Genomic DNA, 24954 nt, shown 5'->3' with positions numbered 1-24954 from the left:
CACCCTTGGATCGCATCCCCGACGGCCGCCGTGACGGCCGGACCGTTTCCCCCGCCGAGAAGGCCCAGGCCCGCTCGGTGTCCCTTCGCCGCATCGGCGGCCTGTTCACCGCCCACCGCGGCCCGCTCGCCACCGTGGTGGCGATCATCGTGGCGTCCTCGATCATCGCGATGGCGACGCCGTTCCTGCTGCGTACCGTGATCGACAGGGCCCTGCCCGAGCGTGACCTGACGCTGCTGGCCTGGCTGGTCGCAGGCATGGTCGCGGTCGCCGCGGTCACCGCCGTGCTCGGCGTCGCGCAGACCTGGATCTCCACCCGCGTCGGCCAGCAGGTCATGCACCGGCTGCGCACCGACGTCTTCGCCCACCTCCAGCGGCAGTCGATCGGCTTCTTCGTGCGCACCCGCACCGGCGAGGTCCAGTCGCGCATCACCAACGACATCGGCGGCATGCAGGCGGTGGTCACCTCCACCGCCACCTCGATCGCCGCCAACCTCACCACTGTGGTCGCCACCACGATCGCCATGCTGGCGCTGAGCTGGCGGCTCACGCTCGTCTCGGCGGTCGTGCTGCCGCCCGCGCTCTGGCTCACCCGCCGGGTCGCCCGGCTGCGCCGGGAGATCACCGCCCAGCGTCAGCGCGAACTCGCCGACCTCACCGTGACGATCGAGGAAGGGCTGTCTGTGAGCGGCGTCCGGCTGGCCAAGACGCTCGGCACCGGCCCGGCCCTGGTCGACCGGTTCACCGCCTCCTCGGCCCGCCTGGTCGACCTGGAACTGCGCTCCGAGCTGGCCGGACGCTGGCGGATGGCTGCCATGAGCATCGTCTTCGCCGCCATCCCCGCGGTGATCTACCTCGGCGCCGGGCTGCCCGGCACCGCCGGGACGCTCACCATCGGCACGCTCGTCGCGTTCACCGCGCTGCAGGGCAACCTGTTCCGGCCGCTGATGGGCCTGCTCAACGTGGGCGTCACGCTCACCGCGTCCCTCGCCCTGTTCGCCCGCATCTTCGAATACCTCGACCTGCCCGTCGAGGTCGCCGAGCCGGCCCGCCCGGTCCCGCTCGACCCGGCCACCGCCCGCGGCCACCTGCGGATCGAGGACGTCACGTTCAGCTACCCGGGCAGCGACACCGCCGCCCTGGCCGGCGTCAGCCTGGACGTCCCGGCCGGCACCAGCCTCGCCCTGGTGGGGGAAACCGGTTCCGGCAAGAGCACGCTCGCCGCGCTGATCAGCCGCCTGCACGACCCGGACGCCGGCCGCGTCACCATCGACGGGATCGACCTGCGCGACCTGCGCCCGGCCGATTTGGCCGCCGTCGTGGGCGTGGTCAGCCAGGAGACGTACCTGCTGCACGGCACCGTGCGGGACAACCTCCGGTACGCGCGCCCGGACGCCACCGACGCCGACATCGAGGCCGCCGCCCGCGCCGCCCGCATCCACGACCTCGTCAGCGCGCTGCCCGACGGGTACGACACCATGGTCGGCTCACGCGGCCACCGGTTCTCCGGCGGCGAGCAGCAGCGCCTCGCGATCGCCCGGACCCTCCTGCGCGACCCGCGGATCCTGGTGCTGGACGAGGCGACGAGCGCGCTGGACACCGAGACCGAACGCGCGGTCCAGCGGGCGCTGGACGAGCTGGCCCGGGGCCGGACCGTGGTGACCATCGCGCACCGGCTCTCCACGGTCCGCGACGCCGACCGCATCGCCGTGCTCGACCACGGCCGGATCGTCGAGTCCGGCACCCACGACGCGCTGCTGGACCGGCGCGGCCGCTACGCCGCTCTGGTTGGCTGACCGTAGGCCCGCGCGGCGCCGCCTCTGCCGCCGGACCCGCCGTCGGTGTCGGACGCGCTGCCGCTGCCGGGCCCGCCGTTGCCCGGTCCGTCCGCGCCGATGCGGGACGCCAGGTCCAGGGCGGCTCGGATCGGGTCGCCCGACCAGCGGCTGGCGAACGCCTCGTGCAGCCGCCACCCGGCCCGGATCAACGTGCGCTGCCGCTCCAGATGCGCCGCAACCCCGTCCGGGTGCACCGCGCAGACCACCCCGACCGCGTCGGAGTCCGTGCCCACGCAGAGGTCGACGCGCCACCGGCCCACCGGATAGCCGGGCCGCACCGGCAGCCCGAGCCGGCGCAGCTCCTCCGCCAGCTCGGCGGTCCAGCCCGTCGCCGGCTCCGCCTCCGGTGCGGCAGGCGGCCGGCCCGCGTAGGCCAGGAAGTCACCCACCAGGCCCTCCGGTGAACGCAGCGAGGTGACCACCGCCAGCCGTCTCCGAGCCCGGGTGACCAGCACGTTGAACAGGTTCGGCCCGGCGGCGAACCGGTGTCGCGACGGCGGATCGTCGTCCACCAGCCCGAGCGACGCGATCACCACGTCCGCCTCGCTGCCCTGCAACCCGTGCACGGTGCCCGACCGCAGCCCGAGACGCTCGATCTCGTCGACGTCGTACGCGGCCAGCAACGCCGTCTCGATTGCGTCCGCCTGCGCGCGGAACGGGCTCACCACGGCGATCCCGCCCGCCGGGGGAGCGTCGGCGAACCGCCGTACGAGGTCGAGGACGGCGGTGACCTCGGCCTGGTTGACCCCGTCGACCACGCTCGCCCCGTCCACTGTCACCACGTCGATGACGTCGGCGCGCTCGTTGCGCGGATGCCGGGTGACCAGTTCCAGCCGATCGCCGTAGAACCGGCGCGCGGAGAACCCGATCAGGTGCGGCACGGACCGGTGGTGCTCTCCCAGCCAGGTGACCGGGGCGGCGCCGGCGGCCACGTCGAAGGCGCTGGAGCGGCGGACGTCGAGCCGGTCGCCGAACCGGTCCAGACCGTGCCGGCGCAGGGTGGCGACCACGTCCACGTCGGCCACGAACGACACGAACCGCAACTGGCGGGGGTCGCCGGCCACCAGCGCACGCCGCGCCCGGGCCAGCGCCGGCGCCGCCCGCAACTGGTCGATGTGCGCCGCCTCGTCCAGCACCACCAGGTCGAACATCCCGGGCACGGGGGGCAGCAGGTCCTCGACGTCGGTGACAGTGCCCACCCAGAGCGGCAGCGCCCGTACCAGCGCCTGTGCGTCCAGCCCGGCCAGCAGTTCGCGGCGGCGGTTCCGCCCGGCCCGCAGCGCGGCGGCCAGTCCACCGGTGGCGCGCCGCGCCGCGTCGCTCCACCGATGCGCGCTCGTCGCCCGGTGGCGCATCGCCGTTCCGACGGCCTCCGCGAGCGCGGCTTCCGCCGTCGTCAGGGCACGCCACGCAGCGGCCAGATCGGTCCCGCCGGTGGCGGCCAGCCGCGCCGCCGCCCGTACCGCGCCCGCCGCGTCCAACGCGGTGCGCAGCCGCTCCACGGGTACGTTGTCGCCGCTGAGCCGGCGTAGCCGCCTACCGGCGGGGGCCCGCTGCCAGCGCCGCCACCAGCCGTCACCGGACGCCGTGGCCGCCGACAGCGCGGACCGGACCGCGTCCAGGTCGACCTCCGGGTCGAACAGGCGGGGCACGTCCCGGCTCAGCGCGGGCAGCAACGGCTGCCAGTCGGGCAGCGCGGCGGCGCGGCGCTCCTCGTCGAGGGCGACGCCGATCCCCTCGGACAGGGCGGCCACCCGGTCGCGGGCGGCCGCCACGGCGGCGTCGGCGTCGCGCAGTGTGGCGTCGTCAGTTCCGGCGGCCGCACCGCCGGCCAGGTCGGCGGCGATCGTCTCGCGGCGCTCGGCGTCGCCGAACAGCACCGGCGCCGGGCCGCTGTGCCGGCGCAGCAGGTCACCGAGCACGTCGGCGGCGTGCACCGACTGGGTGGCCACGAGCACCGACCCGCCCCGGTCCACGGCGTCCAGCGCGGCGGCGACCAGGGCGTGGCTCTTGCCGTTGCCCGGCGCGCCCGAGACGACCACGACCGGCTCGGTACGGGTCCGCCGCACCAGTTCACGCTGGGCCGCGTTCAACGGCAGCGGCGACAGCACCTCGGCATCGGTGTCGTCGCCCTGGGCGTCGGTGCCGCTGGGCGTGGAGTCGCCCCGGCCGGTGTAGAGCCGGCTCAGCGCCGTGTCGGCCAGTCCGGGCCGGGCCGCCCAGGCGAGCAGTGTGTCGCGTAGCCGGCCGGCCAGCACGTCGCGGGTGGTGAACAGCGCCGCGGCGGCGACGCCGACCAGTTGGTCGTCGTCGATGCGGCGGGGTGGCCGCGCCTGCACCGTCACCGGTTTCAGACCGGCGGCTTCGGCGGCGGCGGTGATCCACGCCTTGGTGCCGGGCGCGCCGAGCCAGCCCGGCCCGGCCAGCCCTGGGGCGGCCTCCAGCCGGCCGGCGAGATCCCGGTCCTCGACGAGCGAGGTCAGTTCCAGGTCTCCGGCGGGCACGATCCGGTAGCTGCGGCTGGTGCGCTCCAGGCGTACCGGCTGGGCCAGCAACGGCACGCGGACCCGGCGGCGGCCACCGTCGAGGTCGGCCGCGCCGATGACGAAGGCCAGGCCCCGGCGCAGGATCCGCTGGTCGCGGTGCAGCGCGTCCAGCGCCGCCAGGCGGTCCAGCGTGGCGTCGCGCGGCGCGCGGTCGGGCTCGGCCAGCCAGATCAGCGGACGACCGGCGCCGGAGACGTCGAAGATCCGCTCGGCGCCGGCCGGTGCCAGGTCGGCGAGCGCGGTGAGGATCGTGGCCGCCTCCATGGCCCGCGATTCTGCCGTACGCGCGCCCGGCCCGGCCACCGCCGACCCCGCGCCCGCGGATGACGGGATGTAGAAAACTTTTGCTCTGACATTCATGCGTGTAGCTATTTACCCGACCCCGGGGTCGCCCTAGCATCGATCTACATCGTTGTCGATGAAGAGGAGAGGCGATGTCCCTGACGTTCACCGCTGCCCGGATGCGCGTGCCCGCGATACTCACTGTCGCCGTCGTCGCGGGCGCGATGCTCGGCGTGCAGCCCGCGCAGGCCGCCCGGCCGGGCTTCCGGATGCCGTTCCTGTGCGGCCAGACCTGGCAGGGCAACAACTGGAACGGGCACAGCCCGGCCCACGCCATCGACTGGAACCACTACGACGCCAACGGCAGCCCGGACGACCTCAACCGCCGGACGGTCGCCAGCGCCGCCGGCACCGTGCTCGAGTCGTACTACTCCACCACCTCCGGCTACGGGAACACCATCGTCATCGGGCACGGCGACGGCTGGCGCACCCGGTACGCCCACCTCAACTCACGCGCGGTGGCCGCCGGTGACACCGTGAAGCGCGGCGACGTCATCGGCCGGGTCGGCGCGACGTCGGCGAAGTACGACCTCAGCCCGCACCTGCACTACGAGCAGATCCACAACGGCAGCGTCGTGGTGCCCGTCGTGCAGGGCGTGACCTGGTCAGACGGGCTGAAGCGCAACCAGAAGAGCACCAACGGCTGCTGAGCCGGGGCGTCAGTCGCCGGGCCGAAAACCCGATCTGCAACACGTGATTCGCGGAGCGTCAATGGGTAGAGTGGCGCGGTGCGCGGTGGGGTGCAGGCTCAGGTGCCGGTGCTGTACGTCGACGACGTCGACGCGGCCGGCCGGTTCTACGCGCTGTTCGGCTACACCGGGCGGCCCGCAGAGGCCGGCCGGACGCCCCTGCGCTGCGGCGACCTGACGCTGCTGCTCGTCGAGGGCACCCCGGTCCCGGCCGCGCTGTATCTCCACGTCGACGACGTCGCCGCCACCGCCGAACGCCTGGCAGCAGCCGGTCACCCCGTCGACCACGTGCCGGGCGGCGAGTGCCGCACCGTCGACCCCGACGGCAACACGATCCTGTTCACCAGGCCGTGCGTCGTGCCCGCCCCGCCCGCCGACCCGGACGGGCGGCCCGCGCCGGTTCGCCGGGCCGCCCAGTTCGCGGCCCGGCGTGACGGCGCCCCCGGGCACTGCCAGATCGGCGGGCCGCGGGGCGAGCCCTGTGTCGAGCCGGCCGAGGTCAAGCTCGCCGACTCGTGGGGCGACACGGCGTGGGGCTGCCTGACCCACGCCGACGAGACCCTGGTCAACGCGCGCGGCGCGTTCCTGGCCACCGAGGACGCCACCGGCCTCGCCGCGTACCTGGCCGCCCGCCGGACCCGCCCCGACGAGGCCGCCGTCGCGGGCTGACCGTCCGGGCTCAGACCCGGGGCGGCTCCGGGCCGTCCGGCCGGGGTGGCCGCTGTCCCGGGGCCGGGCGCGGCGCGGGTGGGGGAGCAGCGGCTCCAGCGGGGTGAACGACTCCACCGGCCCGTCCGGCCGCGATCCACGCCGCGCCCGTCCCGCCGGCTCACTCCCGTCGGCCGGCGCGGTCGTGGCCGCCGGCCCGCTCGGGCCGGCCCCCCGTGTCGCGGGCGGCCCTTCCGTCGTCCGCTCGGGCGGGCGGTCGCGCCGCTCACGTTCCTCGGCGTACTCGGCGCGGCGGCGGTCCAGGTCACGCTCGCACTCCAGCGCGATGCGCTGCTCCCAGTACGGCTGAAGCAGCTTGCGCACCCGTTCGTCCAGGTGCACCGTGACGTCCGGCTCGCAGGCGAACGTCACCTCGCCGCGCGCGTACGTCCAGGGTGGTGGGTCGTCCTCGGCGAGCGCGGCGGTCAACGCGGCGTGCAGGTCGCGCGGACGGTGCGGTGGCACCTCTGCCGCGCACCGCACCGCCAGCCGGTGCAGCCGCTGCGCGGCCTGCTGCTGGAAGTAGTCCACGTACCAGCCGAACAGCTCCGGCCGGGCCGAGTCCGACGACCAGGTGTAGGTGGCGCGGACCAGGAACACGTACACCTGACCCTGCGCCGGCACCGTGAGCGGCTCCGGGGCGCGCCTGTCGACGGTGGTCACCGGCGTCGGTGGTTCCTCGGTCCACCACAGTTGCCGCAGCGTCGGCTGCGCGCCGTCCCAGAACCGCCGGGTCCGCACCCGCGCCGCCTCGCCGAGCGCCCGCGCCCGTCCGGCCCAGCGCCGCCGCCGGCTGTCCACCGGCGCGCCGGGCTTCGGCCGGCCGTCGCCCGCCCCGGGCTCCTCCGGCACCGCGGTCATCGCACCCCCTCCATGCCGGACGGCAGCACCGCGTCCCGCGGAGTCACCGGGACGCGCGGGCCGTCGGGCGAGGGGTGGCCGGATCGCCGTGGCGGTCCGCGAACCACGCTAACAACCCCGGCCGGTGTACGCGCGCAGCCGCGCGCACGGCGCCTCCGCCCGGCCTGCTGACCGATCGGACGAGCCGCCTCGTAGTCCTATCCGTGGGACTCGACCGGCGTCGGTCCCGTTCACGGGACCGACCATCCAGAGTCGATCGGCACACCTTGATCCGTGTTCGAAGCGCTTCGTAGCGTGAAACTCCGCGATCCTTCGGGGGAGGGCCAGACCGCATGGGCGTAGACGCTCGCCACACCGCCGGCCGCACCGTGCACTACCTGCGGTCCCTCGCCGAGCGGCAGTACGACCGGGTCTGGACCCCGGACTTCCTGCACCTCACCCCGGACGTGCAGGGCTTCGCCGTGTTCCACCGCGGCGGCCTGGTGCTGGTCTACGGCGCGGTGTCGCCGAACGACCCGGCCCGCTGGGTCTTCCGGATGGCGTGCGTGGCCGGCGCCGACGTGCCGGACATCTCCGGGGCGATGGCCTGGGCGAACATCAGAAACCGGCTGGCCGAGGCCGGGCGCTACTACTGCGTCGTGAAGGCCGACCAGAGCGCCTGCCACGTGGTGTTCGCGCTCGACCTGCGCAGTCCACTGCTCGACGACGTCACGGCCCCGGACGCGCAGGCGGCGCGGGAACTGCTGCACTTCTCGCTCGCGGTGTGCGTGCACAACGCCGTGGCAGACTTCCGCGACCTGGCGTCGTATCTGCCGGCGCGGCCCCTCGCCCCGACCGAGATCGACGCCTGGACCCTGTTCGCCGGCACCCAGGACTGACCCGGCCACAAGAGCGGTAGCGGCTCGATTTGAGCGCCCCAACACCGAGTTCCTGGAGTGGCACCTGGACACCGTCTTCAAGGCGGCCTGACCTTACGCAGTCCGGCTGCGAGATCTTGGTAGGAAATGGCCCTCATAGGGGCCATTTCCTACCAAGATCTTCTCGCTTCCCGTGTGGTGGGAAGCGAGTCCCGGAGATCGGTTCGTCTGTCCTCGCTCCGGCGGGATCGTGGCAAGGCGTGGCTCGGGGCTGACGACAACCCGTAGGCCGGCCGTCAACGTCGGCAAGAAATCGACGCAGCAACATTTATGGATGTTCGGATGGTGTCGGCGCGTCGATCGTCCTGGTCGGATGGCGGAACGGACATCGCTGTTCGACAATGACAGGAGGGACCGTGCGCACACCATCCCGTGCGTTGACGGGGACCACCGCGCTGCTGCTGGCAGCCGGTCTGGTCCTGACCGCCGCCGGCGGCGGCCAGGCGGCACCCCGGGAACAGACCCGAACCCAGGCGCCACCCGACCACCTGCCGGGCGACCGGCACGACACCAAGGCCCAGGACAACCGCAAGGGCCGCGTCGCCGCCACCGAGCGGCAGCGGGACCGGGCCGCCGCGCTCGGTGCGCGCGTGCGCTGGACCGACTTCGGTACGCCCGCCACGCTCACCTCGACCGGCAAGCCGCTCGCCACCGGTCTGCCCGCCGACCCGGCCGCCGCCGCGCGCGCGTACGTGGCCGCCAACCGGGACGTGCTGGGGCTGACCGCCGAGGGCGCCGCCGCGCTGGAGCTGCTGACGGTGGCGCCGATGGGGCAGGGCGCGACGGTACTGTTCCGGCAGCGCTTCGGCGACCTGCCGGCCGCCGTCGACGGCATGCTCTCGGTCGGCGTACGCGACGGAGCGGTGTGGCACGTCAGCTCCTCGCTCGCCCGTGACGCCGGTACGCCGGCCCCGGCGACGATCAGCGCCGAGCAGGCCCGCAAGGCTGCCATCGCCGACGCCGGCCGCGCCGACGCGCAGGTCGTGCGTACCTCATTGGTCGCGGTGCCCACCGCGGACCGTGGGCCGCGCGCGGCGTGGGAGGTGGTCCTCGGCGCGGACACCACCGGAGCGGACCCGGCCGCCTACTCCACCTACGTGGACGCCCGCGACGGCGCCGTGTTGGTACGCGAGGACCTGATCGACCACGCCGCGGACCACCCGTCCTGGGAGGTCTTCCCGAACTCGCCCCGGGTCGACAGGTCCTCGGTCGACACCCGCAAGCGGTGGTGCGCCGTCCCGGCGCGCGGCTGCGCCGAGGTGGTGGGCGTGCCCGGGCACCCGGCCTGGGACGTGGACCCGGCGACCGGTGAGTCCACAAATACGACCAAGGGCAACAACGCGATAGCCGTGCAGAACTGGTTCAGCAACGACCCGTTCAGCGTCGGCACCGAGACCGCCACGCCCCGGGCGGACCGCAGGTACGACTACCCGTGGACGAACCAGTGGCAGGAGCAGCGCTGCAACCCGGAGGTGTTCACCTCGCCGCGCGCCAACGACATCGACGCGGCCCGGGCGAACCTGTTCGCGATGCACAACCGGATGCACGACTGGACGTACCACCTCGGGTTCACCGAGGAGACCTGGAACATGCAGCAGGACAACCTCGGCCGCGGCGGGCTCGGTAACGACCCCGAGCAGGGCAACGCCCAGGCCGGTGGCGTCAGCGGCGGCCCGCCGACGTTCCCGGCCCGCAACAACGCCAACCAGATCACCCCGCCGGACGGCGTCGCGCCGACCACCAACATGTACCTGTGGCAGCCCACCGCCGGCTCGTTCTACGCACCCTGCGTCGACGGCGACTTCGACATGTCGGTGATCGCCCACGAGTACGGCCACGCGGTCACCAACCGCATGATCGCCGGCCCGAGCGCCGGGGTCAGCACGCCGCAGGGCATGAGCGAGAGCTGGTCGGACCAGCTCGCGGTGGAGTACCTGTTCGAGCACGGGTACGCCGCGCCCGGCCGGCGCGGCTTCACCATCGGCGAGTACACCACGCAGGACCCGAACGCCGGCATCCGCAACTACAACATGAGCGACAGTCCGCTGAACTACAGCTCGCTCGACTACGACTTCGTCGGCCTCCAGGTGCACGCCTCCGGCGAGGTGTGGAGCGCCACCAACGCCGACATCCGCGCGGCCATGCTGCGCCGCTGGGGCAGCGGCACCCCGGCGATCCAGAAGGCGTGCGCGACCGGTGCCCGCGACGTGACCGCCTGCCCCGGCAACCGGCGTTGGATCCAGTTGGTGTTCGACTCGTTCCTGCTGATGTCGGTCAGCCAGGTCAGCATGGTCGACGCCCGGGACGCGATGCTCGCCGCCGACCGGATCCGCTTCGGCGGGGCCAACCAGGACCTGCTCTGGAACGCGTTCGCCAAGCGCGGCCTGGGGGAGGGCGCGGCCAGCGTCGGCCACACCGACCCCGACCCCACCCCGGGCTTCACCTCCCCGTACGCCCGGGAGGGCTCGCTGCGGCTCCTGCCGATCGGTGAGCGCGGGCCGGTGGCCGGTGCGCAGCTGTTCGTCGGGCGCTACCAGGCGCGGGCCGTGCCGGTCGCGGACACCGACGCGGCGACCCCGCTGACCGACCGGGTCGACCTGGTGCCCGGCACGTACGAGTTCGTGGTGCGGGCCCCCGGCTACGGGCACACCCGGATCGGCCCGGTGACGGTCAAGGCGGGCCAGAACCGGACGCTGCCGGTGACGCTGCGACCCAACCTGGCCTCGGCGACCACCGGCGCGACGGTCGCCGGTGACGGGATCAACCTGCCGCAGATCGCCGACGACGACGAGGCCACCAACTGGGCCTCACTCGGCGCGCCGGTGGCCGGCCGGCAGGTCACCGTCGACCTGGCCGGCGGCGTGCAGCAGGTACGCCGGGTGCAGGTCAGCGCGATGCTGCGCCCGGCCGTCACCGGTGACGCGGACGCCGGCACCCAGAGCCGGTACTCCGCGCTGCGGCAGTTCCGGGTCCTGGCCTGCACCGCGCAGGGGCCGGTGACGTGCGCCGACGCGGCGGACTTCCGGCCGGTCTACACCAGCAAGCCGGACGCCTTCCCGTCGGTGGCGCCGCGTCCCCGGGCACCCGAGCTGATCATGCGGTCGTTCGACATCCCGCGCACCACCGCCACGCACCTGCGTGTCGAGGTGCTGACCAACCAGTGCACCGGCGCGCCGGACTACGCCGGTGAGCAGGACGACGACCCGCGGGCGGCGACGGACTGCGCCACCGCCAGCCCGCAGGCGCAGAACGTGCGGATCGCCGAGTTCCAGGCGTACACGCGCTAGCTCCCACGCGGCGGGTGCGGACGGGCGGCTCGGGTCGTCCGTCCGCACCCGCCGTCGTGTGTTCACGCGGGATTCGGGATGCCGTCGCCGGATCGGGGCTGTACCGCGGGCAGGATCCTCGACAGACTGAGCATCGATCGACCATCAATGCCGATCGATGCGCTGTCGTCCCGTTCAAGGAGGATCCCTTGACCCCGTTCCGCGCCGCCGTCACCCGCGTACGCCGCGCCCTCGCCGCGTCCGCCCTGGTCACCGCCGTGGCCGCCGCCGCGCTCGTCGCCCCGTCCACCGTGTCCACCCGGCTCGCCGAACCCGCGGCGGCAGCCGTGTACGGCTCCTGCACGCAGTCCCGCTGCGCGGACGCGCGCACCGCGCGGTCCGGCTGGTCGGCCAAGAGCTTCCCGACCAGCCGCGGCTGGTACTCGTGGAGCGGCGGCACCTGCAACTTCGCCGGCGGCCGGTTCTACAACTACGAGGGGCAACTCCCCGCCGGCGCGACCTACTACGAGTACGACGTCTACCCGCGCGCCTGCAACGCCTCCCGGGACGCGTACCGGATCGTGGTCAACAAGAGCACCGGGGCGACCTGGTTCTCACCCGACCACTACGCCAACTTCTACCGGCTCTGAGCAGCCTCGACGCCGGCCGGGGTCACCCCGGCCGGCGCGCCGTCGGGAAAGGACGGAAACATGGGCGCGGCGTCCCCGCATGCACCGGCCTGGCTCGTGTACGACGGCGCGTCGCCCGAGCCGGACGGCGGCGCGGCCGTACCCGGCTCGGGCGGTGACCCGCAGTCGGGTGGCGGGGCGCTGCCGGGCGGCGTGCTGATGTCCGGCGAGCAGGCCCGCACCCGCGCCGGGTTGCACGAGGCGCTGGCCGGGGCGCTGGCGCTGCCCGGCTGGTACGGCCGCAACTGGGACGCCCTCGCCGACGCGCTCGCCGACCGCCTCGACGCCGGTCCGCTGACGGTGGTCGTGTCCGACGCGGCGGACCTGCTCGCCGACGAACCGCCCGCCCATCTCGGCACGCTGCTCGACGTGCTCGGCGCGGTCGCCGCCGGTGGTCACGAGACGCTCCGGGTGGTGCTGCGCGACGACACGGAACGGCTGTCCGCCCTGCGCGCCCGCGTCGCCGCGGTGCTGGGCGGACGGGTAGGCGGCCCACCCGCCACCGGCTGACCCGGCGACCCCCGCGCCGACCTCGAACGTGCCGCCGAGCAGGCCGCCCAGACGCCTGAAATCAGCGAGCGATCAAGGAGTTTGCGTCCGGATCCGGCCCCCACAGTGACCCAAACTCCTTGATCAACGCCGAGCGGGCCGGGCGGTGATCATGAAGTTGGCCGGGGTGGGGAGCGGTCTCCGGGCGGTCAACTTCATGATCAGCGGGGTGGGGCCGGGCGGGGCGGGGCGGGGCGAGGGCGGGGAGGGTGCGGGGGCGTCAGCCCGGGGGGTCGAGGATGGCGCTGAAGCGCTCCTCGGCCAGGTCGAGCTGGGCGAGGATGTGTTGCTTGACCGGTGCCGACAACGGCGTGTCCGGCCGGGCGACCAGGTCGCGGAAGACCGGCACCAGCGGGCGGTACTTCGTGGCGGCGCGGGCCACCTTCGGCCCGACCGTGTGGATCACGCCCACGCCGTTGTCGGTGAAGTCGGACACCTTGATCACCCGGGCCCAGGGCTCCCGTTCGAGACTGGCCGCCACGTGTTCCCGGTACTGCTCGTCGCGGTCGCGGTCCGGGTCGTACGCCGGGTTGGTGACCGCCGCGACCAGCCGGGCGACCCGCGCCCCGAACCGGTCGGACAGCACGGCGAGCGCGGCCGGGGTCGCGTCCGCGCCGGCATCCGGGTCGAGGCCGGCGAGTTCGGCGGGGTGGTCCTCGACCGCGTCGTGCAGCAACCCGGCGACGATCACGTCCACGTCCCGTACCTGGTAGTGGTGCATCAGCCGGATCGACACCCGCAGCAGGTGGTTGAGGTACGGCTCGCGTACCCGCCGGTCGTCGCGGTGCAGGTCGGCGGCCAGGTCGAGGGCCTCGGTCAACCGCTCGCGGTCGGTCTCGTCGAACGCCTCGATCTCCAGCCGGAACCGGGCCAGCAGGCCGGGCTCACCGTGGATCTCGGTGATCGCGTGCATCGGCATGGTGGCGAGGTACGCGGGGAACTCCATGCGTCCCTTATAGCTGATCTTCGCTAGGTTGGGGGACCGCCGGGCCGCTCACGTCGCGGGTGAGGTGCTTGACCAGGCGTACGCAGGTGCCCTCCGGCGTGCCGACGATGGTGGCCTCGTCCATCACCCGCGCCATGATCAGCCGCCCGCGGCCCCGGTCGCCGGTGTCGTCGCCGTCGGCCGGGCGCCAGCCGCCGTGGTCGCGTACCTCGATCTCCAGCCGGTCGCCGCGCAGCTCGGCCCGCAGCGAGGTGATCCCCTCCGGGGCGAAGCGGTAGCCGTGCTCGATGGCGTTGGCGCACGCCTCGCCGGTGGCGATGATGACGGTGTCGACGTCCCAGTCGCCGACGCCCTGGGCGTGCAACCAGGCGCGCAGCCGGTCCCGGGTGCCGGCGAGCCGGGCCGGGTCGGCCGGCAGATCGATGGTGAGGACCGGGCCGACGTCGCCGGATGTCTCACCCGTCACGTCCGGCCCTCCGTCCCGTGCCCGTCCCCGGACCTGGGCGCCCACTCGCGCTGTCACCGCCTGATTCTCACCCTGTTGTCCCCGGTGGCCGCCGATTCATTCCCCCGGCGGCGATGTCCGTCAAAGGTGATCATTGCGCATCGGCGGCGGTGTGTCAGCCGGCGGCCCGGCGCGGCGGCATCGGTCCCGGGCCGGCGAACCCTTCGGGGACGCCGGCCCGGGACGAGCGGGCGGTCACCCCGACGGCGTCGGGGCGGTACGCGTGCGGGCCCGGGTGCAGGTCAGAGCGGCAGCCGCCCGGCACCGGCGAAGGCGTCGACGGCGAGGGGGACCAGTGGGGCCGGCAGCGGCCGGGCGGCGCGCAGCGTGGGCGTCCATCCGGCGTCGCCGCCGAGGTCCGGGTCGTGGGCGGCGTTGTACGCGGCGAGCAGGCTCACCGGCCGGGGCAGGCGGTCGCCCTGCCGGACCCAGCTGCCGCGCTCGGTGAGGGCGGTGCCGCCCCAGTCGTAGAGCAGGTCGGCCGGGGCGGTGTCGCCGGTGAGCGTGAAGAAGTTGTTCTCCGCGTACAGGGCGGACTGCACGCCGACGCCGAGGGCGTACGCGAAGCCGGGCCCGCCGAGCCGGTAGTGGTTCTCGTGCACGTCGACCCGGCCGAACCGCACCCGGGGCAGGCGTTGCAGAGTGCCGTCGAACAGGTTGTGCCGCACCGTGACGTCGAGCCGGCCCACGTCCGGGCCGACGGTGTTCGACGAGCCGATGAGCATCACCTTGTCCCGGCCGGTGAACCGGTTCCAGGACACGGTGACGAGGCTGGCCGTGTGCGTGACGTCCACCGAGCCGTCGTGCACCTGCCAGGGCCGCCCGAAGTAGACGGGCTGGGCGCTGTCCGGGTTGTCGCCGTCGGTGAACGTGTTGTGGTCGATCCAGACGTGTTCGCTGCGCCGCACCGAGATCTGGTCGTACTGGGAGTTCCAGTTGCCTTCGTCGCCGTCGGTGGGGGACCAGGCGGGGAAGCAGTCGCGGGCGTCGGTGAACTCGATGTTGCGCACGATGACGTTGTCGACCCGGTCGATCATCAGCGTCAGGCCGGTGAGCCGGGCGCCGCGCAGGCCGACGATCGTGGTGTTGGAGCCGACGTTGATCTGGGTCTGCCGGGTCTGCGCGGCCACCGACCGCACGCGGGCGGCCTCCAGCGGCCCGCTCGGGTTCACCCGCCCCCAGGTCGCCGGGTCGTACGCGGCGAGGTAGGCGGGCAGCGAGTACTCCGGGTCGGCCAGGTCGGCGCAGTTCAGCGGGGTGCCGTCGGGGCCTTCGAAGCCGTCGATTGTTCCGGCCACGTACACGATCTTGGGGGTGGCGTCGGCGGCGTTCGTGGCGTTGTCGCCGCCGAGCGCGTCGACCAGCTCGGCCCGGGTACGCACGACGTGCACCCGGTCCGGCGCGGCGGCCGACCCGCCGGTGGTGCCGGTGCCGGCGGCGGCCCAGCCGTCGTTCGCGGCGAGGGCCTGGCGGCCGATCAGCTGGGCGGCCCGGGACGGCTTGCCGAGCGCGGCCGGTGCGGGCGCGGCGGTGGTGAGGACGAGCGCGGCGGTCAGCGCCGCGACGACTGAGGTTCGGGTACGCATGACTCGTTCCGTTCTCCTGGAGGGACATTCACTGCGCGGCCAGGTCCACCACGTACGGCGTGACCGCCCACGGCACGCCCGCCTCGGACGGCAGCGCGCCGCTCTCCGCGGCGGCCCGCAGCACCGCGCCGACGCCCCGCACCATCCGCACCCGCTGCGGGCCGTCGCCCGCCACGCGCACCAGGTCCCCGCCGAGCAGCGTGGGTCGGGGGGCGTCCCGCAGCGCGTCCAGCACCGCGGTGAACGGTTCGGTACGCGCCGGCGGCGCGATCAGCGGTGTGCCGTCGGCGCGGTGGTCGAGCAGGTTCGCCAGCAGCCCGCGGCGGCCGGGCACCGGGCGCGGGACGTCGTCGCCTGGTAGCCGCAGCCGGTCGGTCGGGTACTCCAGCACCGCCCGTCCCCGTTCCCCGGTGACGAGCACCTCCCCGGGGACGTGTTCCTCGGCGGCGAGGGTGAGCGCGGCCAGCACCGGCGGCCCGGCGTGCGGGGTCAGCCGCAGCACGGCGGTGTCGTCCACCTCGATCGGGCGGACCCGGTAGCGCTCCACAGCGATCCGGGCCGGGCGGACGGGTGCGCCGGTGACCGATTCGGCGACGGCCAGGCACTGCATGAGCGCGTGTGCGAGCGGGTTGGCGAGCGCGCCGTCCAGCGCCGGGCGGCCGTCGACGGTGCGCCGCCCGGCCCAGGGGGAGCGGGCGTAGTAGGCGTCCGGGCGTTGCCAGGCGGCGAGCGTGGAGATGCCGGTGACCGGGCCGAGCCGGCCGAGCGCGCCGGTCAGCTCGGTCAGCGCGGCGGAGCCGAGCGCCTGGAAGTTGACCTGCACGGCGCGGCCGGCGGCGTGCGCGGCGGCGGTGAGCCTCCGGTGTTCGGCGAGGTCGAGCACCGGCGGCTTCTCCAGCAGCAGGTCCGCCCCGGCGGCGAGGGAGTCGAGCGCGATCGGCAGGTGGGTGTGCGGCGGCGTGCATATCACCACCACGTCCGGCCGGGACTCGGCGAGCATGGCCCGGTGGTCGGTGAACACGCCGGCCCCCGGTGGGACCGGTGCCTCCGGTTCGTCCTCCAGCGGGCGCACGTCGACCAGCGCGACCAGGCGCGCCCGCCCGGCCGCGTGCAGCCCGGCGATGGTCCGGCGGTGCCAGCGGCCGTGGCCGTTCGCCCCGATCAGCGCCACCCGCGGCGGGTCGTTGCCGCTCACCGGCTACTCCCGGCCGGTCGCGGCGCGCCGCCGGTCACCGGGCGTCCGCCAGGGTCGCCCGGACGCCGTGGCGTTCCAGCGCGGTGAGCCAGCCGGACACGTCGGCGCGGAACTCGTCGTCGCCGGCCAGATCGGCCGGGAACACCTCGCGGAGTGCGAAGACCGCGTCCACCACCCCGGCCGGGGTGTGCGCGCCGGCGGTCAGCGCGGCGCGCAGCCGGTCGGCGAGCGGGTCGTCCAGCGGCAGCGGCCGGCCGTCGTCGGCGTACCCGAGCAGGAACCGCAGCCAGGCGGCCACCACGAGCGCGCTCCACCGCGCCGACCGGCCGGCCGCCCGTAGGTCGGCGACGGTGTGCAGGACCCGCTGCGGCAGCTTCTGCGAGCCGTCCATGGCGACCTGTGTCGTCCGGTACCGGATCGCGGGGTTGGCGAAGCGGGCGAGCACCTGCTCGCCGTAGGCGGTCACGTCGACGCCGGGCGGCGGGGTGAAGCTCGGCGTGATCTCCTCGGCGACCAGCCGGCGCAGCACCGCCTCCAGGTGCGGCAGCGCCAGCGCCTCGGCCACCGTCTCCGCGCCGGCCAGCGCACCCAGGTACGCGGTGGCCGAGTGCACGCCGTTGAGCGCCCGCAGTTTCAGCCGCTCCCACGGGCCGGCGTCACCGGTGAGGATCGCGCCGGAGTGCTCCCAGGCCGGGCGCCCGCCGGGGAAGTCGTCCTCGATCACCCACTGCGACCACGGTTCGGCGGCGACCGCCGCCAGGTCGGCCACGCCCAGCGCCCGCCGCGCGGTGTCCCGGGTCTCGTCGGTGCTGGCCGGGACGATCCGGTCGACCATGGTGCCGGGGCAGGTGACAGCCGCCAGCACCCGTTCGGTTGTGGCGCCGGGGACCCGGGCCAGCGCGAGGCACTGCTCCACCAGGCCGCGCAGCCGGCGCCCGTTGGCGGGCAGGTTGTCGCAGCTCACCAGCGCGATCGGCCCGGCGTCGGCGGCGGCGCGGGCGAGTAGCCCGCGCACCAGCAGACCGGGCACGGTACGCGGGGGACGGCCGGTGGTGAGGTCGGCGGTCAGGTCCGCGTCCACAGTCAGCGCGGCGGTCACCGGGTCCAGCCGGTACGCCTTCTCGGTCACCGTCAGCGTGACCACCCGGATCGCCGGGTCGGCGAGCAGGCCGACCACCGCGCCCGGGTCACTCGCGGCGTGCCGTACCCCGGCGAGCGCGCCGACCACCCGGGTGGCCGCGTCGTCGGCGGCGAGCGTGGTGACGCTGAACAGGCAGTCCTGCGCGGCCAGGGCGTCGACCACGCCGGTGCTGCGCGGCGCGACGCCGATGATGCCCCAGTCGCCGCCGGCCGCGCCGACCGCCGCCTCGGTGTGCACCGCCTGGTGGGCGCGGTGGAACGCGCCGACGCCGAGGTGGACGATGCCGGCCGGCACGGTGCCGGGGCGCAGCAGCGGCCGGGACTCCGGCGGCAGGTGGCGTAGCGTGGCCAGGCCGAGCCGGTCGGTGGTCAGCGCCATGCCGGGCCGTCCGGGAAGCGGAACCGCGCGATCGACTCCGGGCGCATGGTGGCGCTGTAGCCGGGCGCGGTGGGCAGCAGGTAGCGCCCGCCACGGGTGCGGACCGGGTCGGTGAAGTGCTCGTGCAGGTGGTCGACGTACTCGACCATGCGGCCGTCCAGGCTCGTGCCGACCCGCAGGTGGTCGAAGATCGCGAGGTGCTGCACGTACTCGCACAGGCCCACGCCGCCCGCGTGCGGGCAGACCGGCACGCCGAACTTCGCCGCCAGCAGCAGCTCGGCGAGCACCTCGTCCACGCCGCCGACGCGGCAGGCGTCGACCTGCATCACGCCGATCGCCTCGGCCTGGAGCAGCTGCTTGAAGATGACCTTGTTGGCGGCGACCTCGCCGGTGGCGACCCGGCAGCGGCCGCCGGTCAGCTCGGTGACCGCGCGGGCGATCCGGGCGTGCCCGAGCACGTCGTCGGCGTGCGTGGGCTCCTCGATCCAGTACGGGTCGACAGCGGCGAGCACGCCCATCGCGGCGATCGCCTCGTCCACGTCCCACACCTGGTTGGCGTCCATCATCAGCAGCGCGTCCGGGCCGATCTCGGCGCGGATGATCCGGGCCCGCCGCAGGTCGTCCTCGATCCGTCCGCCGACCTTCATCTTCATCGCGCGCCACCCCTGCGCGTACGCGTCGCGGGTCAGCGCGCGCACCTGGTCGTCCGGGTAGCCGAGCCAGCCCACCGAGGTGGTGTACGAGGGGAACCCGTCGCGTTCCAGCCCGGCGAGCCGGTCGGCCAGGCCGTCGCGTCCCTTGTCGAGGATGGCCGCCGCCTCGTCGGGGGTGAGCGCGTCGGTGATGTGGTGGAAGTCGACTGTCGCGACCAGCTCGTCGGTGGGCATCTCGGCGAGGAGGCGCCACATCGGCTTGCCGGCGAGCTTGGCGCGCAGGTCCCAGACCGCGTTGACGAGCGCGCCGGTGGCCATGTGGATGACGCCCTTCTCCGGGCCCAGCCAGCGCAGTTGCACGTCGGCGGCCAGGGAGCGCCAGAACGCGACGGGTTCGGCGGCGATCTCGGCGACGGTGCGTCCGCGGACGTGGTGGGCGAGCGCGCGGACCGCCGCGCAGGTGATCTCGTTGCCCCGCCCGTTGGTGAACGTGAACCCGGTGCCGGTCGGCCCGCCGTCGGTGGTCAGCTCCACGTAGGTGGCCGAGTAGTCGCCCCTGTTTATGGCGTCCGAGCCGTCGCCGCTTGCGGCGGTGGGGAAGCGCACGTCGTGCACCTCGACGTCGACGATCCTGGTCATGAAGGCCCACCTCCGAACTTGAAGACCTGCTTCGGCAGCCGGTACGCCAGATCGACGATGGTCTCGGCGGCGTCGTCCGCGGTCATCCGGTGCTCGGCGACGAGGCGGGCGAGGAAACCGGCGTCGACCCGGCGGGCCACGTCGTGGCGTACCGGGATGGAACAGAACGCGCGGGTGTCGTCGACGAACCCGGCGGTGTTGTAGAAGCCGGCCGTCTCGGTGACCGCCTCGCGGAACCGGCGCAGCACCTCGGGGGAGTCCAGGAACCACCAGGGCGCGCCGAGGCGCAGCGCCGCGTAGCCGCCGGCGAGCGGGGCGAGTTCCCTGGTGAACGTGTCCTCGTCGAGCGTGTAGAGCACCACTGTGAGCCGCGGGTCGTTGCCGTGCGCGTCGAGCAGCGGGGCGAGGCCGTGCACGTACTCGGTGGCCTGCGGCACGTCGCCGCCCACGTCGCGGCCGTGCCGGGCGTGCAGCCAGCGGTTGTGGTTGCGCACCGCGCCCGGGTGCAGCTGCATGACCAGGCCGTCGTCGAGCGACATCCGGGCGAACTCCAGCAGCATGTGCGCCCGGAACGCCTCGGCGTCGCCCCTGTCGGCAAGGCCGCGCCGCCCCTTGTCGTACAGCGCCGCGGCCTGCGCCGGACCGAGATCGAGGGTACGGGCGGTCGGGTGCCCGTGGTCGGTGGAGGTGGCGCCGGCGGCGGCGAACGCCTCCCGCCGGGCCCGCAGCGCGGCCAGGTAGCCGGCGTACGTGCCGGTGTCCTCGCCGGAGACCTCGGCGAGCCGGTCCACGTTCGCCGACCAGTTGCCGAACTCCATGTCGACCACGTCGTCGGGGCGGAACGTGGTGACCACCCGGCCCCCCGGCCCGCCCCAGCCGTCGGCGGCGAGCTTGGCGTGCCGGCCCAGGTCGTCCAGCGGCGACTCGGTGGTGGCGAGCACCTCGATGCCGAAGCGTTCGAACAGCGCCCGGGGCCGGAACCCCGGTTCGGCCAGGCGCGCGGCGAGCGCGTCGTAGACGGTGTCGGCGGTGTCCGGGCTCAGCGGCGTGTCGACGCCGAACACGTTCCGGAACGTCTGCTCCAGCCACAGCCGGGACGGGGTGCCGCGGAACAGGTGCCAGTGCGCGGCGAAGCGCCGCCAGATGGTCCGCCCGTCGGTCTCCACCGGGCTGCCGTCGACGCTCGGCACACCCAGGTCGGCCGGGGGTACGCCCTGGCTGAGCAGCATCCGGGTCAGGTAGTGGTCGGGTACGACGAGCAGCCGGGCCGGGTCGGGGAACGGCTGGTCCTCGGCCAGCAGCCCGGGGTCGACGTGCCCGTGCGGGGAGATGATCGGCTGCTGCGCGGCGAGCGCGTACAGCTCGCGCGCGACGGCGCGCAGGCCGGGCTCGGCGGGCAGCAGCAGATCGCTGGGGGAGATGATCGGCACGGGTGCGGGCTCCTCGGTCAGGGCAGGGTGAGCAGGTCGGCGACCCGGACGGGCGCGCCGGTCTCCAGCGAGCGGTTGGCGGCCAGGCCGGTGAGCAGGGCGAGCGCGCCGTCGCGGGCGGTGGCGGCCCGGCCGAGCGGGTCGGGTTCGCCGCCGAGCAGCACCCGGGTCATCCGGGTGTCCGCGCCGCCGTGCCCGCGCCGGGTCCAGCCCTCGACCGGGATCTCCTGCGGCGGCGCCCAGAACGGCCGCAGCGTGAGCCGGGCCGCGCCCTGCTCCACCGCCGCCTCGTCGCCGTGCAGCGCCGCGCCCTTCAGTGCTCCGGCGACGGACGGACTGACGTGGTCGCTCTCGGTCACCTCCAGTTCGAGGCGGCCCCGGCTGCCGTTGACCATGACCCGGTAGCCCTCCCAGGGGGCGTACGCGGTCAGGTGGTAGGTCATCGTCGCGCCGGTGTCGTAGCGGGCCAGCACCGCGAGGTCGTCCTCGATGGTCACGCCGGGGGCGAAGACGTTGCGGTCGCGGTGGTAGCCGTCCTCGGCCTCGGCGTCGAGGTACAGCTCGCGCAGGCGCGGGTGGTCGGCCAGGCGCAGCGCGAACGGGTCGCCGTCGGCTGCGGGGGAGCCGTGCGCGCGGTCGTAGTCGCGGGCGTAGCCGTGTCGGCGCCCGTCCGCACCGTAGAAGAACAACCTGCCGTACGCGTGCACGTCGACCGGACGGGCGTCGAGCCACCAGTTGACTAGGTCGAAGTGGTGGCCGGACTTGTGCACCAGCAGGCCGCCGGAGACGGACTTGTCGCGGTGCCAGCGGCGGAAGTAGTCGGCGCCGTGGCGCACGTCGAGCAGCCACTCGAAGTGCACCGACCCGATCTCGCCCACCGCGCCGTCGGCGAGCAGCCGCCGGACCTGCTCGTGCAGCGGGTTGTAGCGGTAGTTGAACGCGACGGTGACGCGCCGGCCGGTCTCGGCGACCGCGTCCAGGATGCGGCGGCACCGCTGCGCGTCGACTGTCATGGGCTTCTCCACCACCACGTCGCAGCCGGCGCGCAGCGCCGCCGTCACGTACTCGTCGTGGGTGGCGTCCACGCTGGTCACCAGCACCACGTCGACGCGCTCCTTCGCGAGCATGGCGGCGAAGTCACCGGCGGCGTACGTGGGCACCGGCGGCCGGCCCAGCTCGGCCAACCAGCGGTTGTGGGCGTCCATCCGGGTGTGGTTGACGTCGGCGAGCGCGACCAGCTCGGCGGTGTCGGCGTGGTCGAGCGCGAGGGCGCGGACGAACATCTCGGCGCGCGCCCCGGCACCCACCAGGGCGTGGCGGACCCGTTCCCGGGCCGGTGGTGACATGACGTCGGCCTCCCCGGCAGTCGGCTGCAAAGGTTTGCAGCCGAAGAAACCACGACGATGGATACGTCGTCAACGGATGGCGGCCAAGCCGTCCTATCCATCCGTATTGATGAGGTTTCGCGCGCCCACCATGACCGTCGCCGCAATCGAGCCGCAACAATGGACCGTTGACACGGGCGCAACCGTTTGCATTAATGGGCGGCACCCGTGACCCCCACCACATCGGACGAGGGAGCCCGCCGTGCCAGCCACCATCCGGGACGTCGCCCGCGCCTCCGGTGTGCACATCTCCACCGTGTCCCGGACGTTCTCGGCCCCCCACCTGGTCAACCCGGAGACCCGGGTCCGGGTGCTGGCCTGCGCGGAGGACCTCGGCTACCGGCCCAACCGGGCCGCCCGGGCCCTCATCACCGGCCGTACGCACAACATCGGCCTGATCGTGGCCGACATCGCCAACCCGTTCTTCCCGCCGCTGATCAAGGCGGCGGAGGGGCAGGCCCGAAACCGCGACTACCACGTGTTCGTGGCCGACACCAACGAGGACCCGGTCGCCGAGGAGGACCTGGTCCACGCCCTCGCCAAGCAGGTCGACGGCGTGCTGCTGTGCAGCCCCCGGATGAGCAACAGCCTGATCGAGCAGGTCAGCCGCGAGGTCCCGGTGGTGGTGATAAACCGCCAGGTCGCCGGCCTGCCCTGCGTGATGATGGACGTCGGGCAGGGCGCCCGGGCCGCGATCGAGCACCTGCTCGGGCTCGGCCACCGCCGGATCGCGCTGCTCGGCGGCCCGCGCGGCTCCTGGACCGCCCGGGAGATGCGCCGCGCCGCGACCGCCGCCGCCCGGGGCGGGGGAGCGGACCTGACCATTCTCGGACCCAACCAGCCCACCGAGACCGGCGGCGGCGCCCTGGCCGAACAGGTACGCCGCAGCGGCGTCACCGCCGTGCTCGCCTACAACGACCTGATGGCGATCGGCCTGATCGAAGGGCTGGACGCGCTCGGGGCGCGGGTGCCGCACGACGTGAGCGTCGTCGGCGTCGACGACATCGCGCTGAGCCGGCTCACCCGCCCCAAGTTGACGACGGTGGCCACGCCGACCGCGGCCGCCGGCCGGACGGCCGTCGACATGCTGCTGCAACTCGACTCCGACGCGCCACGCGGCGCGCGGGGCCGGGGCGCGGCGGCCGGCGACCGTCGCACCACCGCACAGGTAATGCTCCAGACCGAACTGGTCGTCCGCGACTCGACCGGGCCCGTCCCCGCGCCCGGCCGGGACGGCACCGGGGCCTGACCAGGTGGCCCGGGCCCGCACAGCACTGCGGACCCGGGCGGCCCGTGGACGGCCGCCGGTGACGTCGTCGCCTCCCACAGCCGAGGAGTGAGCGCAGATGCACCCCGCAACGTCCCCCACCGCCGGCGTACCCGCCGGGCGGGATCACCGTACCCCCCTGACCCGACGCCGACTCGTGCGCGGCCTGGCCGCCGTCGCGCTCGCCGTGCCCCTCGCCCTGGGCGCGGCCGGCTGCGGCGACGACGACGCCGGCGGCGACGGCGGCCCGGCCAAACTCTCCGTCTTCTGGTGGGGCGGTGAGGCCCGGGCGAAGCTCACCGAGGACGCCCTGGCCCTCTACACCAAGAAGAACCCGGACGTGACGTTCGAGAAGACGTGGCAGGCCAACCAGGGCTACTTCGACAAGCTCGCCACGCTGACCGCCGGCGGCAACCCGCCCGACCTGTTCCAGATCGACGACAACTACCTGGCCGAGTACGCCGGCCGCAGCACCACGCTCGACCTGGGCAGCTACCGCGACTCCGGCAAGCTCGACGTGTCGAAGTTCCCCAAGAGCCTGCTGGAGTACGGCGTGGTCGACGGCAAGCTCGCCGGTGTGGCCGCCGGGGAGAACACCCAGGGCCTGGTCTACAACAAGACGCTGCTGACCAAGAACGGGCTGCCCGAGCCGACCACCGGGATGAGCTGGGAGGAGCACATCGCCTGGGCCGAGCAGGTGGCGAAGAAGACGAAGGTCCCCGGTACGCAGGACCCGAGCGCCGACTACAAGGCGCTCTGGGTGTGGCTGCGCCAGCAGGGCAAGGACCTCTACAACGGCAAGGAACTCGGGTTCACCGCCGAGGACGTGACGAAGTGGTTCGAGCTGTGGAAGGGCGCGCGTGACCGGGGCGCCACCCCGACGCCCGACGTGATCCACGAGGGCAACTCCAGCGACATCACCAAGCAGCTCGTGGTCACCGGCAAGTCGGCCACCTCCTGGGTGTGGGTCAACCAGATGCCGGACCTGAAGAAGAACACCAAGGACGAGCTGGGCGTGGTCGCGTACCCGGGTGACCCGAGCGCCCAGTGGGCGCGCGCCTCGATGTACTGGTCGGTGTTCAAGGGCAGCAAGCACAAGGACGTCGCCGTCGACGTGATCAACTTCCTGAACAACGACCCGGAGGCGGTGGCGCTGCTCGGCACCGACCGTGGTCTGCCGTCCAACATGGACCTGCGCGCCAAGGTCAGCGAGACCGCCACCGACCCGGCCATGAAGCAGTCCATCCAGGTCGAGTCCGAGCTGGCGCAGAAGTTCGGCGCCTCGCCCCAGGTGCCGATCAAGGGCCACAGCAAGGTCAAGTCCGAGCTGGTAAAGGCCGCCGAGAACGCCCAGTACGGCCGCGCCACCCCGGCTCAGGCGGCGGAGCAGTTCGTCACCGCCTGCAAAGCCGCGATCGCCTGAC

Annotated in this window: 18 protein-coding genes; 8 read left to right on the top strand and 10 right to left on the bottom strand. The window is 74.1% G+C overall.

The window, feature by feature from the left end:
* Positions 1 to 5: 5 nt before the first annotated feature.
* Positions 6 to 1796, top strand: coding sequence for an ABC transporter ATP-binding protein (locus ACQP26_RS17530; protein WP_433493406.1), 1791 nt, complete (start codon positions 6 to 8; stop codon positions 1794 to 1796).
* On the opposite strand, the gene ACQP26_RS17525 is transcribed toward ACQP26_RS17530, so the two are convergent.
* The gene (locus ACQP26_RS17525; protein ID WP_433493405.1) at positions 1775 to 4648 is read right to left on the bottom strand and encodes an AAA domain-containing protein; all 2874 of its coding nucleotides are present in this window, start codon (positions 4646 to 4648) and stop codon (positions 1775 to 1777) included. The two genes, ACQP26_RS17530 and ACQP26_RS17525, sit on opposite strands and share 22 nt — an antisense overlap.
* Before the next feature lie 170 nt (positions 4649 to 4818).
* On the opposite strand from ACQP26_RS17525, the gene ACQP26_RS17520 reads away from it, so the two are divergent.
* Complete coding sequence (locus tag ACQP26_RS17520) at positions 4819 to 5376, top strand: M23 family metallopeptidase (RefSeq protein ID WP_433493404.1); 558 nt, start codon at positions 4819 to 4821, stop codon at positions 5374 to 5376.
* Positions 5377 to 5385: 9 nt separating this feature from the next.
* Here the strand turns inward: ACQP26_RS17520 and ACQP26_RS17515 are convergent, their stop codons facing one another.
* Entirely contained in the window at positions 5386 to 6984 is a 1599-nt protein-coding gene (locus tag ACQP26_RS17515) for a hypothetical protein (RefSeq protein ID WP_433493403.1), read from the bottom strand.
* Positions 6985 to 7316: 332 nt separating this feature from the next.
* Here ACQP26_RS17515 and ACQP26_RS17510 point away from each other — a divergent pair, with 332 nt between their 5' ends.
* The 4 genes from ACQP26_RS17510 to ACQP26_RS17495 all read left to right on the top strand — a co-directional run bounded on the left by ACQP26_RS17510 (position 7317) and on the right by ACQP26_RS17495 (position 12366).
* Entirely contained in the window at positions 7317 to 7862 is a 546-nt protein-coding gene (locus tag ACQP26_RS17510; protein WP_269705650.1) for a hypothetical protein, read from the top strand.
* Positions 7863 to 8278: 416 nt separating this feature from the next.
* Positions 8279 to 11188 carry a M36 family metallopeptidase gene (locus ACQP26_RS17505; protein WP_433493402.1) on the top strand — a complete coding sequence of 970 codons (2910 nt, stop codon included), beginning with the start codon at positions 8279 to 8281 and terminating at the stop codon, positions 11186 to 11188.
* A gap of 188 nt (positions 11189 to 11376) precedes the next feature.
* Positions 11377 to 11817, top strand: a complete 441-nt coding sequence (locus ACQP26_RS17500; RefSeq protein ID WP_433493401.1) for a ribonuclease domain-containing protein — start codon at positions 11377 to 11379, stop codon at positions 11815 to 11817.
* A 60-nt stretch (positions 11818 to 11877) separates the two neighbouring features.
* Positions 11878 to 12366, top strand: a complete 489-nt coding sequence (locus tag ACQP26_RS17495) for a barstar family protein (RefSeq protein WP_433493400.1) — start codon at positions 11878 to 11880, stop codon at positions 12364 to 12366.
* 259 nt (positions 12367 to 12625) lie between these two features.
* Here the strand turns inward: ACQP26_RS17495 and ACQP26_RS17490 are convergent, their stop codons facing one another.
* From ACQP26_RS17490 to ACQP26_RS17455, 8 genes are all read right to left on the bottom strand, one after another.
* Entirely contained in the window at positions 12626 to 13351 is a 726-nt protein-coding gene (locus tag ACQP26_RS17490; RefSeq protein WP_433493399.1) for an HD domain-containing protein, read from the bottom strand.
* Between the two features lie 7 nt (positions 13352 to 13358).
* Positions 13359 to 13817, bottom strand: a complete 459-nt coding sequence (locus tag ACQP26_RS17485; RefSeq protein ID WP_433493398.1) for an ATP-binding protein — start codon at positions 13815 to 13817, stop codon at positions 13359 to 13361.
* A gap of 281 nt (positions 13818 to 14098) precedes the next feature.
* Positions 14099 to 15442 (bottom strand): pectate lyase family protein, encoded by a 1344-nt coding sequence (locus ACQP26_RS17480; RefSeq protein ID WP_433493397.1) that lies wholly within the window; start codon positions 15440 to 15442, stop codon positions 14099 to 14101.
* 28 nt (positions 15443 to 15470) lie between these two features.
* Positions 15471 to 16637 (bottom strand): Gfo/Idh/MocA family protein, encoded by a 1167-nt coding sequence (locus ACQP26_RS17475; protein WP_433493396.1) that lies wholly within the window; start codon positions 16635 to 16637, stop codon positions 15471 to 15473.
* Between the two features lie 34 nt (positions 16638 to 16671).
* The gene (locus ACQP26_RS17470) at positions 16672 to 18156 is read right to left on the bottom strand and encodes a mannitol dehydrogenase family protein (protein ID WP_433493395.1); all 1485 of its coding nucleotides are present in this window, start codon (positions 18154 to 18156) and stop codon (positions 16672 to 16674) included.
* A complete protein-coding gene (locus ACQP26_RS17465; RefSeq protein ID WP_433493394.1) occupies positions 18147 to 19448 on the bottom strand; it encodes an enolase C-terminal domain-like protein in 1302 nt (433 codons plus the stop codon). Before ACQP26_RS17465 ends, ACQP26_RS17470 begins: the two co-directional genes overlap by 10 nt.
* Positions 19445 to 20878 (bottom strand): glucuronate isomerase, encoded by a 1434-nt coding sequence (uxaC, locus tag ACQP26_RS17460; protein WP_433493393.1) that lies wholly within the window; start codon positions 20876 to 20878, stop codon positions 19445 to 19447. The genes ACQP26_RS17465 and uxaC overlap by 4 nt, the downstream gene beginning before the upstream one ends.
* 17 nt (positions 20879 to 20895) lie before the next feature.
* A complete protein-coding gene (locus ACQP26_RS17455) occupies positions 20896 to 22224 on the bottom strand; it encodes a Gfo/Idh/MocA family protein (protein WP_433493392.1) in 1329 nt (442 codons plus the stop codon).
* Between the two features lie 241 nt (positions 22225 to 22465).
* Here ACQP26_RS17455 and ACQP26_RS17450 point away from each other — a divergent pair, with 241 nt between their 5' ends.
* Both ACQP26_RS17450 and ACQP26_RS17445 read left to right on the top strand, forming a co-directional pair.
* Positions 22466 to 23512 carry a LacI family DNA-binding transcriptional regulator gene (locus ACQP26_RS17450; RefSeq protein WP_433493391.1) on the top strand — a complete coding sequence of 349 codons (1047 nt, stop codon included), beginning with the start codon at positions 22466 to 22468 and terminating at the stop codon, positions 23510 to 23512.
* A gap of 97 nt (positions 23513 to 23609) precedes the next feature.
* Positions 23610 to 24953 (top strand): ABC transporter substrate-binding protein, encoded by a 1344-nt coding sequence (locus ACQP26_RS17445; RefSeq protein ID WP_433493390.1) that lies wholly within the window; start codon positions 23610 to 23612, stop codon positions 24951 to 24953.
* The last annotated feature ends 1 nt before the right edge of the window (position 24954 follow it).

The sequence above is a fragment of the Micromonospora sp. CA-248089 genome, assembly GCF_050948515.1.
Taxonomy (GTDB): Bacteria; Actinomycetota; Actinomycetes; order Mycobacteriales; family Micromonosporaceae; genus Micromonospora.
The sequence above is the reverse complement of the archived record's forward strand: the minus strand, read 5'-3'. Positions and strand labels throughout refer to the sequence as shown.